The organism is Streptomyces sp. NPDC001156 (assembly GCF_053598275.1).
On sequence record NZ_JBSFJX010000222.1, the window covers coordinates 1 to 12,590 of the forward strand.

The 12,590-nt window shown below is 68.8% G+C and carries 13 protein-coding genes; 10 read left to right on the forward strand and 3 right to left on the reverse strand.

Features of this window, described 5'->3' with window-relative positions; genetic code table 11:
* Window positions 1–63 precede the first annotated feature (63 nt).
* Window positions 64–621 (reverse strand): NADAR family protein, encoded by a 558-nt coding sequence (locus ACWDA7_RS44040; RefSeq protein ID WP_450612654.1) that lies wholly within the window; start codon window positions 619–621, stop codon window positions 64–66.
* Between the two features lie 209 nt (window positions 622–830).
* Between ACWDA7_RS44040 and ACWDA7_RS44045 the strand changes: the two genes are divergently transcribed.
* The 7 genes from ACWDA7_RS44045 to ACWDA7_RS44075 all read left to right on the forward strand — a co-directional run bounded on the left by ACWDA7_RS44045 (window position 831) and on the right by ACWDA7_RS44075 (window position 9,960).
* A complete protein-coding gene (locus tag ACWDA7_RS44045) occupies window positions 831–2,384 on the forward strand; it encodes a gamma-aminobutyraldehyde dehydrogenase (protein WP_450612673.1) in 1,554 nt (517 codons plus the stop codon).
* 54 nt (window positions 2,385–2,438) lie between these two features.
* Window positions 2,439–3,686 carry a polyamine ABC transporter substrate-binding protein gene (locus ACWDA7_RS44050; protein ID WP_450612656.1) on the forward strand — a complete coding sequence of 416 codons (1,248 nt, stop codon included), beginning with the start codon at window positions 2,439–2,441 and terminating at the stop codon, window positions 3,684–3,686.
* A gap of 5 nt (window positions 3,687–3,691) precedes the next feature.
* The gene (locus ACWDA7_RS44055) at window positions 3,692–4,843 is read left to right on the forward strand and encodes an ABC transporter ATP-binding protein (protein WP_360998542.1); all 1,152 of its coding nucleotides are present in this window, start codon (window positions 3,692–3,694) and stop codon (window positions 4,841–4,843) included.
* On the forward strand, window positions 4,843–5,772 hold the full coding sequence (locus ACWDA7_RS44060) for an ABC transporter permease (protein ID WP_450612658.1): 930 nt from the start codon (window positions 4,843–4,845) through the stop codon (window positions 5,770–5,772). Before ACWDA7_RS44055 ends, ACWDA7_RS44060 begins: the two co-directional genes overlap by 1 nt.
* A complete protein-coding gene (locus ACWDA7_RS44065; RefSeq protein ID WP_359402737.1) occupies window positions 5,773–6,573 on the forward strand; it encodes an ABC transporter permease in 801 nt (266 codons plus the stop codon).
* A gap of 23 nt (window positions 6,574–6,596) precedes the next feature.
* The gene (locus ACWDA7_RS44070) at window positions 6,597–8,015 is read left to right on the forward strand and encodes an NAD(P)/FAD-dependent oxidoreductase (protein WP_450612661.1); all 1,419 of its coding nucleotides are present in this window, start codon (window positions 6,597–6,599) and stop codon (window positions 8,013–8,015) included.
* 136 nt (window positions 8,016–8,151) lie between these two features.
* Window positions 8,152–9,960, forward strand: coding sequence for a chitinase (locus ACWDA7_RS44075; protein WP_450612663.1), 1,809 nt, complete (start codon window positions 8,152–8,154; stop codon window positions 9,958–9,960).
* Here the strand turns inward: ACWDA7_RS44075 and ACWDA7_RS44080 are convergent.
* Window positions 9,899–10,582 carry a phosphatase PAP2 family protein gene (locus ACWDA7_RS44080; protein WP_450612665.1) on the reverse strand — a complete coding sequence of 228 codons (684 nt, stop codon included), beginning with the start codon at window positions 10,580–10,582 and terminating at the stop codon, window positions 9,899–9,901. The genes ACWDA7_RS44075 and ACWDA7_RS44080 overlap by 62 nt on opposite strands.
* Before the next feature lie 61 nt (window positions 10,583–10,643).
* On the opposite strand from ACWDA7_RS44080, the gene ACWDA7_RS44085 reads away from it, so the two are divergent.
* Genes ACWDA7_RS44085 through ACWDA7_RS44095 form a run of 3 tightly spaced genes read left to right on the forward strand, consistent with a single transcriptional unit; the run spans window position 10,644 to window position 12,319 of the window.
* Window positions 10,644–11,189 carry a recombinase family protein gene (locus ACWDA7_RS44085; RefSeq protein ID WP_450612667.1) on the forward strand — a complete coding sequence of 182 codons (546 nt, stop codon included), beginning with the start codon at window positions 10,644–10,646 and terminating at the stop codon, window positions 11,187–11,189.
* Window positions 11,071–11,628, forward strand: a complete 558-nt coding sequence (locus ACWDA7_RS44090) for a recombinase family protein (RefSeq protein WP_450612668.1) — start codon at window positions 11,071–11,073, stop codon at window positions 11,626–11,628. The genes ACWDA7_RS44085 and ACWDA7_RS44090 overlap by 119 nt, the downstream gene beginning before the upstream one ends.
* Window positions 11,519–12,319 (forward strand): hypothetical protein, encoded by an 801-nt coding sequence (locus ACWDA7_RS44095; protein ID WP_450612670.1) that lies wholly within the window; start codon window positions 11,519–11,521, stop codon window positions 12,317–12,319. The genes ACWDA7_RS44090 and ACWDA7_RS44095 overlap by 110 nt, the downstream gene beginning before the upstream one ends.
* Here ACWDA7_RS44095 and ACWDA7_RS44100 read toward each other — a convergent pair.
* Window positions 12,309–12,590, reverse strand: a 282-nt coding sequence (locus ACWDA7_RS44100) for a hypothetical protein (protein ID WP_450612672.1), incomplete at its 5' end; no start/stop codon positions are given. The genes ACWDA7_RS44095 and ACWDA7_RS44100 overlap by 11 nt on opposite strands.

Consider the following 12,590-nt stretch of genomic DNA (forward strand, 5'->3'; position numbering starts at 1 on the left):
GGGCGGCGCCCCGGCCGGGGCGTCCGGGACCCTCCGGCCTGTAGAGCCGGCGGCCCGGCGCCGTCAGGACGCGCCGAGCCGCTCCCGGGCCTCCATCAGCGCGAAACCCAGCAGATTGAGTCCCCGCCAGCGCTCCGGGTCCGCCGCCCGTTCGTCGTCCGCCGCGAGTCCGATGCCCCAGATCCGGTCCACCGGACTCGCCTCGACGAGCACCCGGTTGCCCGTGCCCAGCAGAAAGGCCCGTAGACCGGCGTCCGCGGCGAATTTGTGGACGCTGCCCTCGACCACGATCCCGAACCGCTCGCGCTCCCATGTCGTCCCGTCGAAGCCGCGCACCAGCCGCCCCGCCTTCTTGGCGAGCGCCGGGTTCCGTGCCTCGACGGCCATCCGCTCGGCCTCCGCGTCGCCGAACAGCCGCGCCTTCGACGCCATCATCCAGTGCTCCGCCGTCGCGTACCGCACGCCGTCCACGGTGAACGGGGACGGCCACCACTGGCTCAGGCAGCCGGCCCCGAGCTGTCCGTCCGGGCGCGGGCGATGACCCCAGAAGTGCAGGTATTTGACCCTCGCCCCGGTCCGGACCTCGCTGACCAGGGCCTCCAAAGTATTGATCCTCCCCATGCACGTGAGTCTGGCAGCCACCACTGACACTCCGTCCTCCCCTTATCGGGCGGAGTCGACACCCTGGTCGACAGATTCCGTCGCGTAACCAAAAGGCAACAACGGAATCACTTGTTGGCCTGCACTTGCTCTGTCAGGATCGGCACTCAAATCGAGCCGAAGCTACGCCAGACCCCGTGGGACGCGGGCCGGCGGCGGAGGAGAGCGACATGTACAACCCGGGCAACGCCGGCGACGGCGACATCCGCACCCGGACACAGGCGGCCGTACAGGAACGCTTCGCGGACGGCGCGCAGTACATCGCGGGCAGTGCGGCCAAGGGCACGTCGGGCAACCGGCACGCGGTCGTCGACCCGTCGACGGGCGCCGAGGTCTACCGATACGAGACGGCCGGCCCGCAGGACGTCGACCGCGCCGTCGCCGCCGCCCGCGCCGCCTTTCCCGGCTGGTCGGCCGCCACGCCGGGCGAGCGTTCCGACGCGCTGCACCGCTTCGCCGCCGTGCTCGCCGACCGCGCGGAGGAGTTCGCCCGCTTCGAGTCCCTCCAGTGCGGCAAGCCCCTGAAGCTGACGCGGGAGTTCGACGTGCCCGGCACGATCGACAACACCGCCTTCTTCGCCGGCGCCGCCCGGCACCTCCAGGGGCAGTCGGCAGGTGAGTACTCCGGCGACCACACCTCCTATGTACGCCGCGAGCCCATCGGCGTCATCGGCTCCATCGCGCCCTGGAACTACCCGCTCCAGATGGCCGCCTGGAAGATCCTCCCGGCGATCGCCGCGGGCAACACCATCGTGCTGAAGCCCGCCGAGCTCACCCCGCTGACCTCACTGCTGTTCGCCGAGGCCGCCACCGCGGCCGGGATCCCGGACGGTGTGATCAACATCGTCACGGGCACCGGAAAGGAGGTGGGCGAGCGCCTCGTCGGTCATCCCGATGTGGCCATGACCTCCTTCACCGGCTCCACCGCCGTCGGCAAGCGCGTCGCCGAGATCGCCACCGCCACCGTCAAACGGCTCCATCTGGAACTCGGCGGCAAGGCGCCCTTCCTCGTCTTCGACGACGCGGACCTCGAGGCCGCCGTCCAGGGGGCGGTCGCGGGATCGCTCATCAACACCGGCCAGGACTGCACGGCCGCCACGCGCGCGTACGTGCAACGTCCCCTCTATGAGGAGTTCGTGCGGCGGACCGCCGCCCTCATGGAGACCGTCCGGCTCGGCGACCCGTTCACCCCGGGCACCGATCTCGGCCCCCTGATCTCGCACGTTCAGCGCGACCGCGTCGCCGGTTTCGTCGACCGGGCGCGTGCCTACGCGCGCGTGGTCACCGGCGGCGAGGCCCCCGACGGGGACCTCAAGGACGGCGCCTACTACCGGCCCACCCTTGTCGCGGACGCAGCGCAGGACAGCGAGATCGTCCAGTCCGAGATCTTCGGGCCCGTCCTCGTCGTCCTGCCCTTCGACAGCGACGACGACGGCATCCGGCTCGCGAACGACACCCCATACGGCCTCGCCGCGTCCGCCTGGAGCCGGGACGTGTACCGGGCGAACCGCGCCACCCGCGAGATCAAGGCCGGGTGCGTGTGGGTCAACGACCACATCCCGATCATCAGCGAGATGCCCCACGGGGGCTACCGCGCATCGGGCTTCGGAAAGGACATGTCCATGTACTCCTTCGAGGAGTACACCCAGATCAAGCACGTCATGTTCGACAACACCGCGGTGGCCGAGAAGGACTGGCACCGCACGATCTTCGGGGACCGCTAGCACACAGGCCGCCCGACCCGCGGCCGTTCACCCTCCCGAAAGGGCACCACGCGCATGGAGCAGTACGAGCCCGACCGCCTGACCCCGGTCCAACTGGCCGCTATGCGGCGCAGCTTCCGCAATGGCAGGGCCTCCCTGACCCGCCGTTCGCTGCTGCGCGCCTCCGCGGGCGGCGCGCTCGCACTGGGCGGCCTCGGGGCGCTGAGCGGCTGCGGTATCCCCGCGGCCGGCAAGACACAGGGCGGCACCACGACCGAGGACCACTCAGCGAAGGAGAAGGTCGTCAACTTCTCCAACTGGCCGGAGTACATCGACGTCGACGACAGCGGCAAGCACCACCCGACGCTCGAGACCTTCGCCAAGCAGACCGGCATCCAGGTCAAGTACACCGAGGACATCAACGACAACAACGAGTTCTTCGGCAAGATCAAGCCGCAGCTCGCCGCGGGCCAGGACACCGGCCGCGATCTCATCGTCCTCACCGACTGGCTGGCCGCCCGGCTGATCCGCCTGGGATGGGTGCAGAAACTGGACGCGGAGAACCTTCCGCACGCCTTCGCCAACCTGTCGAGCCAGTTCCGTACACCCGACTGGGACCCGGGCCGCGCCTACTCCTATCCATGGCAGGGCATCTCGACCGTCATCGCCTTCAACAAGAAGGCGCTCGACGGTGTCGAGGTCAAGTCGATCTCCGATCTGCTCGACAACCCCAAACTCCGGGGTCGGGTCGGCTTCCTGTCGGAGATGCGCGACAGCATCGGCATGACTCTGCTCGACATGGGCAAGGACCCGGCGAAGTTCACCGACGACGACTTCGACGCGGTGATCGCCCGTCTGCAGAAGGCCATCGACAAGGGCCAGATACGCCGGTTCACCGGCAACGACTACACGTCCGACCTCACCAAGGGCGACCTGGCCGCCTGTGTGGCCTGGGGCGGTGACATCGTCCAGCTCCAGGCGGACAGCCCGGACATCGACTACATCATCCCGGCGAGCGGCTACATGACGTCGACCGACAACATGCTGGTCCCGAACAGGGCCCGTCACAAGGCGAACGCCGAGCGGCTGATCGACTTCTACTACCAGCCCGACCAGGCCGCTGCCCTCGCCGGCTACGTCAACTACGTGAGCCCGGTCGACGGGGTGAAGCCCTATCTCGAGAAGATCGACGAGAACGCGGCGCACAATCCGCTGATCCTTCCCGACAAGGCCATGGCCGCGAAGTCGCACCCCTTCCGCTCGCTGACGCAGAAGGAAGAGACGGCCTACGAAGAGAAGTTCGCGAAGCTGACAGGGGCGTAACCACGATGACGACAGACAACAGCGGCGACGTCCGCCTCTCCGGGATCAGCAAGACGTACGGCTCCTTCACGGCCGTCCACCCGCTGGACCTGACCGTGCCGCAGGGCTCCTTCTTCGCCCTGCTCGGCGCCTCCGGGTGCGGCAAGACCACCACCCTGCGCATGATCGCCGGTCTGGAGGAACCTTCCTCCGGTACGGTCCGCCTCGGCGACCAGGAGGTCACGCATCTGCCGCCGTACAAGCGGCCGGTGAACACCGTCTTCCAGTCCTACGCCCTCTTCCCGCATCTCGACATCTTCGAGAACGTCGCCTTCGGCCTGCGCCGGCGCGGCATCAAGTCGGTGAAGAAGCAGGTCGAGGACATGCTGGAGCTGGTGCAGCTGGGCGAGCAGGCACGCAAGAAGCCGCACCAGCTCTCCGGCGGCCAGCAGCAGCGCGTCGCGGTGGCCCGCGCGCTCATCAACCACCCCAAGGTGCTGCTCCTCGACGAGCCGCTCGGCGCCCTCGACCTCAAGCTGCGCCGTCAGATGCAACTCGAGCTCAAGCGCATCCAGACCGAGGTGGGCATCACCTTCATCCACGTCACGCACGACCAGGAGGAGGCCATGACGATGGCCGACACCGTCGCCGTGATGAACGCGGGCAGCGTGGAGCAACTCGGCTCGCCCAGCGACCTGTACGAGAACCCGCAGACCACGTTCGTCGCCAACTTCCTGGGCACGTCGAACCTGATCGAGGCCGAGGTCGACTCCCGGAACGGCGCGGAGATCGTCCTCAAGGCCGGCGGCGGCAAGCTCACCCTTCCCGAGGCGCGCTGTTCCGCGCCGGCGACGGCGGGCGGCAAGGTGCTGGTCGGCGTGCGCCCGGAGAAGATATCCCTGACCCACGCCGACGACGCGGGCGAAGTCCCCGACGGCCGCAACCGCATCACCGGCAAGATCGCCGATTCCAGCTTCATCGGCGTCTCCACGCAGTACGTGATCGACAGCCCCGTCTGCCCCGAGTTCGAGGTGTACGTCCAGAACATCGACCGCGATCCCCGTCTGGTGCCCGGCGCCGAGGTCGTCCTGCACTGGAACCCGGCGCACACCTTCGGGCTGGACGCGGCGCAGGACATCGACGCCGGTGTGGAGTCCGTCGAGGAGGAGGCCGCCTGATGGCCGCTGTCACCGAGGCGCCGCCACCTCTCGCGCCCACCGCCCTGGAGGCGAAGCCCCCGCGCAAGCGAGGCCGCTTGACTCCGTACTGGCTGCTGCTGCCCGGCATCCTGTGGCTGCTGGTCTTCTTCGCACTGCCGATGATCTACCAGGCCTCGACATCCGTGCAGACGGGCTCCCTGGAGCAGGGCTACAAGGTCACCTGGCACTTCGCGACCTACTGGGACGCGCTGTCCACGTACTGGCCGCAGTTCCTGCGCTCGGTCCTCTATGCCGCCGCCGCGACCCTGCTGTGTCTCGTGCTCGGCTACCCGCTCGCGTACCTCATCGCGTTCCGCGCGGGCCGCTGGCGGAACCTGATCATGATCCTGGTGATCGCGCCGTTCTTCACCAGCTTCCTGATCCGCACGCTCGCCTGGAAGACCATCCTGGCCGACAACGGGCCGGTGGTCGGCGCGCTCGGCACGCTGCACGTGCTCGACGTCACCAATTGGCTCGGCTGGACCCAGGGCGACCGGGTCCTGGCGACGCCACTTGCGGTGGTCTGCGGTCTGACGTACAACTTCCTGCCGTTCATGATCCTGCCGCTGTACACCTCGCTGGAGCGCATCGACGGACGCCTCCACGAGGCCGCGGGGGATCTGTACGCCAAGCCGTTCACGACGTTCCGGAAGGTCACCTTCCCGCTTTCGATGCCGGGCGTGGTCTCCGGCACGCTGCTGACCTTCATCCCGGCGGCCGGCGACTTCGTCAACGCCGACCTGCTCGGTTCCACCGACACCCGCATGGTCGGCAACGTCATCCAGACACAGTTCCTGCGGATCCTCGACTATCCGACGGCCGCGGCGCTCTCGTTCATCCTGATGGCCGCGATCCTCGTCATGGTCACGGTCTACATCCGCAGGTCCGGCACGGAGGATCTGGTTTAAATGGCCTTCGTCAACTGGCTCAAGCGCAATCTCGTCATCCTCGCGGGACTGCTGACACTCGGATATCTCCTGCTGCCGAACGTCATCGTCACGGTGTTCTCCTTCAACAAACCGAAGGGGCGCTTCAATTACGAATGGCAGCAGTTCTCGCTGGACGCCTGGAAGGACCCCTGCGGCGTCGCCGACATGTGCGGCTCGCTGTCGGTCAGCCTCCAGATCGCGGTCTGGGCGACGATCGGCGCCACGATCCTCGGCACGATGATCGCCTTCGCGCTGGTCCGCTACCGGTTCCGCGCCCGCGGCAGCGTGAACTCGCTGATCTTCCTGCCCATGGCGATGCCCGAGGTCGTCATGGCGGCCTCGCTCCTCACCCTGTTCCTCAACCTGGGTGCGCAGCTCGGCTTCTGGACGATCCTGATCGCGCACATCATGTTCTGTCTCAGCTTCGTCGTGACGGCCGTCAAGGCGCGTGTCATGTCGATGGACCCGAGGCTGGAGCAGGCCGCACAGGACCTGTACGCGGGCCCGTTCCAGACCTTCCTGCGGGTCACCCTGCCGATCGCGGCACCCGGAATCGCCGCGGGCGCGCTGCTGGCCTTCGCGCTCTCCTTCGACGATTTCATCATCACCAATTTCAACGCGGGCTCGACCGTCACCTTCCCCATGTTCGTGTGGGGCTCGGCGCAGCGCGGAACGCCCGTCCAGATCAATGTGATCGGCACGACCATGTTCATCATCGCCGTGCTGTTCGTCCTGTCCTCCATGGTCATCGGCAATCGCCGGAATCGCCGGAAGGCGTAATGCACGCGTAGGGAGTTGACATCATGGCCCCAAGCGCCATGACCCGTTGGACCAAGTCTCTTTCCGAAGCCCAGCCGGTTCCCTACTGGCTGGACGACCCCGGCAAGCCCCACCCCGAGCCCGCCCTGACCGGCACCGAGACCTGCGATCTGCTGGTCGTGGGCGGCGGCTACAGCGGACTGTGGACCGCGCTCATCGCCAAGGAGCGCGACCCGCGGCGGGACGTGGTACTGCTGGAAGGCCGCGAGGTGGGCTGGGCCGCCTCGGGCCGCAACGGCGGCTTCTGCGCCGCCTCCCTCACCCACGGCCTGGCCAACGGTCTCACCCGCTGGCCCGACGAGATCCACCGACTCCAGGAGCTGGGCGCCCGCAATCTCGACGAGATCGAGAAAGCGGTCGCCCGGCACTCCCTGGACTGCGAGTTCGAGCGCACCGGCGAGATCGACGTGGCGACCGAGACGTACCAGGCGTGGGAACTGCGAGACTGGTACGAGGAGATGGAACGTCGTGGCCTTGCCGGGGGCACGGAGTTCCTGGACGCGGAAGCGGTAAGGGAACAAGTCGACTCACCGACCTTCCTCGCCGGTCTGCACGACCGCCGGGGCGTGGCCCTGGTGCACCCGGCCAAGCTCGCCTGGGGCCTCAAGCGGGCCTGCCTCGCGCTCGGCGTCCGGGTCTACGAGCACACGCCCGCGCTCACCCTGAAGCCGTACGGCGCCGGTATGGCCGTCCGGACCCCGTACGGCCGGGTGCGCGCCCGCAAGGTGGCGCTCGGCACGAACATCTTTCCGAACCTGGTGCGGCGTGTGCGGTCCTACACCGTCCCGGTCTACGACTACGCCCTGATGACCGAGCCGCTCAGCGACGAGCGGCTCGCGTCGATCGGCTGGAAGAACCGTCAGGGACTCGGGGACTCGGCGAACCAGTTCCACTACTTCCGGCTCTCGGCCGACAACCGCATCCTGTGGGGCGGCTACGACGCGGTCTACCCCTACGGCAAGCGGGTGCGGGCCGAGTACGACGACCGCCCGGAGACGTACGCCAAGCTCGCGGAGCACTTCTTCACCTGCTTCCCGCAGTTGGAGGGCGTCCGCTTCACTCATGCGTGGGGCGGCGCGATCGACACCTGCTCGCGGTTCTCGGCGTTCTTCGGGACGGCGCACCAGGGGAGGGTGGCCTACGCGGCCGGCTTCACGGGCCTGGGCGTCGGCGCCACCCGCTTCGGCGCGGACGTGATGCTGGACCTGCTGGCGGGGGAGCGCACGGAGCGCACCGAGCTGGAGATGGTCCGGAAGAAGCCGCTGCCGTTCCCGCCCGAGCCGTTCGCCTGGACGGGCATCGCGCTCACCAAGTGGTCGCTGGCCCGCGCCGACGCGCAGGGCGGACGGCGCAACCTCTGGCTGAAGACGATGGACAGGCTGGGCCTCGGCTTCGACAGCTGAGGCCGGATCACCTCCACGCGGACCCCAGGGGCCCCGGAGCGGGAGCGGGTACATGCCAAGCCCCTTGACAGCCGAATTGGTCTGGACCAAGTTGGGCGCGCTCCACCCTCCAATTCCCCCATGCCCGGAGGCACTTGTGGATCGCACCAGACCTTTCGTCCGCCACCGCCTGCTCGCCGTTGGTACGGCCGTCGCCCTGGCCGTACCCGGCCTGACCGCGCTCGCGACCGATGCCGGCGCCGCCGACGCGGATCTCGCGCGCAACGGCGGTTTCGAGGCCGGCCTCGACGGCTGGACCTGCACCGCCGGCACCACGGTCGGCTCCCCGGTGCACGGCGGCGGTTCGGCGCTGCAGGCGACCCCAGCCGGCAGCGACAACGCCCAGTGCACCCAGACGGTGACGGTCCAGCCGGACTCCCAGTACACGCTCAGCGGCTACGTCCGGGGCTCTTACGTCTACCTCGGTGCGAGCGGCACGGGCACCACCGACGTCTCCACCTGGACCCCGTCGGCGGCCGACTGGCAGCAACTGACGACGACCTTCCGCACCGGCGCCTCCACGACCAAGGTCACGATCTACACACACGGCTGGTACGGCACCGGCGCCTACTACGCCGACGACATCTCGCTGGTCGGACCGGGCGCCGCTGCCGGGCAGCCGCCCGCCGCACCGACCGGTCTGAGGGCTGGCACCATCACGTCCTCCAGCGTGGCCCTGTCCTGGTCGGCGGTGACCGGCGCGACGGGCTATGCCGTCTACCGCGACGGCGCCAAAGTCCAGACGGTGAGCGGCACCTCGGCCACGGTCACCGGACTGTCGCCCTCCACCGCCTACAGCTTCCAGGTGGCGGCCGTGAACGACGCGGGCGAGTCCGCGAAGTCGGCCGCGGTGAGCGCGACGACCTCCGCCGGATCGGGGGGCTCCACGGACCTCCCGGCGCACGCCTTGATCGGCTACCTCCACGCGAGCTTCGCCAACGGATCCGGGTACACCCGCCTCGCGGACGTTCCCGACAGCTGGGACGTCATCGACCTCGCCTTCGGGGAGCCGACCTCGGCCACCTCGGGCGACGTCCGGTTCACCCGCTGCCCGGTCACCGAGTGCCCGAACGTGGAGAGCGACGCCGACTTCAAGGCGGCCGTCAAGGCCAAGCAGGCGGCCGGCAAGAAGGTGCTGATCTCGATCGGCGGGCAGAACGGCCAGGTGCAGCTGACGACCACGGCGGCCCGGGACGCCTTCGTCTCCTCGGTCTCGAAGATCATCGATACCTACGGCCTCGACGGCGTGGACATCGACTTCGAGGGCCACTCGCTGTCCCTGGACGCCAACGACACCGACTTCAGGAACCCGACGACACCGGTGATCGTCAACCTCATCTCCGCCCTGAAGAGTCTGAAGGCCAGGTATGGATCGAAGTTCGTCCTCTCGATGGCCCCGGAGACCTTCTTCGTGCAGATGGGCTACCAGTACTACGGCACGGGCAAATGGGGCGGCCAGGACCCGAGGTGCGGGGCCTACCTCCCGGTCATCAACGCCCTGCGGGACGACCTCACCCTGCTCCACGTCCAGGACTACAACTCGGGCCCGATCATGGGCCTCGACAACCAGTACCACTCCATGGGCGGGGCCGACTTCCACATTGCGATGACCGACATGCTGCTCACCGGCTTCCCGGTGGCGGGCGACACGAGCAAGGTCTTCCCGCCGCTGCGGCCCGACCAGGTGGCGATCGGCATGCCGGCGTCCACGAACGCGGGCAACGGCTACGTCGCCCCGTCGGAGGTCACCCAGGCGCTGGACTGCCTGACCAAGAAGACCAGCTGCGGCTCGTACCCGACCCACGGCACCTGGCCCGCCCTGCGCGGTCTGATGACGTGGTCGGTCAACTGGGACCGCTTCGGGAGCCGGGAGTTCCAGCGGACGTTCGACGGCTACTTCGGCTGAGCACGCCCCACAGCAAGGAGAGCAGCACTGTGCACAGGCACCAACTGGCCAGCACGTCCAGAGGCCAGTGGTAGCCACGGCGCACCAGGCCGAAGGCCACGCCGAGATTCAGGCAGAGGCAGACGCCGAGGAGTCCGCGGCGGGCCTGCGGTGTACGCAGCCGGGGCCACAGCAGCAGGGTGGCCGAGCCGTAGGCGATCGCCGCCGTGGCCGTGTGCCCCGAGGGGTAGAGGCCCGTGGCCGGGCCCATGATCGGTGGGGCCGGCCGGGCGATCAGCGCCTTGAGCGGGACGACGAGCGCCGGGAGGGCTGCCATCGTGCCGGCCGCCGCCGCGGGCGGCAGCCACCACCGGTCCGTGCCTTCCAACCGGTCGTGCCAGGCGATGCCGATCAGGACGCCCGCGAGTACGGGCAGGGCGATGGAGACGTCGCCCAGGGCGGAGAGGAACTCGGAGAGCCGGCCGGGGTGGGTCAGGGTCCCGCTCAGCCGCTCGTCCAGCCGTAGGAGCGGGCCGTGGACGGAGACCTGCCAGGTGATCAGCAGGAAGAGGAGAGCCGCGAGGGCGGAGAGAGCCGGAAGGCAGGCCGGCCGCCCCGGAACAGGGGGCCTTCTACCTTGCACAGTAGGTGCATACTCGAGGTCTGATTCTGGGGAGGGCGACACGGTGCACAGCTTGGCAGGGATGACCGGTCGCGAGTACTTGCGGGTCTCGGCGAAAGGCGAACGGAGTATCCCGGAGCAGCGTGACGACAACACCCGCGCCGCTGAACGCGAAGGCGTCGCCCTTGGCCGGCCCTACCAAGACCAGGGCTCGGCATCCCGGTACGCGCGCACGAACCGCGACGACTTCGACCGGCTGACCGATGACCTGAAGAACGGCCAGTTCGGTGCTGATCTCCTGTGGCTGTGGGAGAGCAGCCGCGGCTCCCGCCGTGTCGGTGAGTGGGTCACCCTGATCGAACTGTGCGAGGAGAACGCAGTCCGGGTCTACGTCACGACCCACGGCCGCGTGTACAATCCGGCCGACCCGCGCGACCGCAGGTCGCTGCTCGAGGATGCCGTCGACTCGGAATACGAGTCCGCGAAGATCAAAGCGCACCCTGAGGGGCATGGACGCCAACGCCCGCGACGGCAAGCCGCACGGCATCTGCCCGTTCGGCTACGCCCGCGAGTACGACATCCGGCGCGGCAAGCGCGTCCCTATCCGCCAGTTCCCCGACCCTGTTGAGGGGCCGCTGGTTGTCGAGCTCTTCCAGAGCGTCCGCGCCCCGGTGCCGTTCACCAAGATCGAGGAGGACTGGGCGAAGCGCGGGGTCGTCGGCCGGCGGGGCAAGCCGCTGTCGGCGCAGACCCTCCGCGACCTGGTGACGCACGTCTGCTACATCGGGCTGCGCGAGAGCAAGGGCACCACGGTGAAGGCGGCGTGGGATCCGCTCGTGAGTGACGAGCTGTTCTACGACGTCCATCAGATCATCTCCGACCCGTCCAGGATCAGCGGCAACCCCGGCGCGGCCCGGTACCCGCTGACCGGGGCCATCACATGCGACGGCTGCGCGGGTGGACGCGGCTCATCTGGTCCTCGCCGACGTCGACCTGTCGAGGTGCCTGTTCACCGGGACCGTGCACCTGGACCAGATACGGCTCGAGGGCACCTGCTCCTTCGATGAGGTCCCGCCACGCACGCACTGGCGGCACTGGCGCCCCGTCCGGTTCACCCAGCGCCGCACCCTCGCCGAAGAACACCACTGGCGCGCGAACCAACCGACAGCAGTCGCAGGCTGGAACGTAGCGGTCTTCGGTGCCGGGCACGTCGGGCCGTCGCAGTTGGCGCCGGTGTATCGGGCGCTGCGCAAGTCGTTCGAGGACAGCAAGAACGAGCCTGGGGCGGCGGATTTCTACTACGGCGAGATGGAGATGCGCCGCCACGACCGCACCGGCACCGCGCGCGCCGAGCGCATACTGCTGCACGGCTACTGGTTGCTGTCCGGCTACGGTCTGCGCTCGCTCCGAGCCATGGGCTGGCTTGCGGCCGCCATGCTCATCACCATCGTGCTGCTGATGGGCTTCGGGCTTCCCCAGGACTCCCCGAAGCAGGAGGCGACCGGCACCGTGCCTCCCGGCGGAGGCAAGGTCACCTTTGAGATAGATAAGGACGACCCGCAGAACCCGACCGGGAACCGGTTCACCGGCGTGCGCTTCGACAAGGCCCTGAACGTCACCCTTAACTCAGTGGTGTTCCGCTCCAGCGGACAGGATCTGACCATCGCCGGCACCTACATCGAGATGACCTCCCGCCTGCTGGAGCCCACTCTCCTCGCCCTGGCCGCCCTCGCTGTACGAGGCCGAATCAAACGCTGATCCTGCTGCCCCTCGACGCGCCCGGCCGCTGGTGCGAGCGCCACGGCAACCGCTGCATCGCCACCTGCGGGACCGCCGGTGTCAACGCCCAGCGGGGTGAATAGCTCCCCCTCGTCGCCCGGCTCGGCGACACCCTCGTGTGGGACGGTGAGCGGATCACCGTGCTGGAGCGGCCTCGCCCCAACGCGCACGAGAGGAGGAGCCCATGACCGCTGACCTGGTGGCGTTCCTGCGCGCCCGGCTCGACGAGGACGACCGGGCGGCGCGCGCT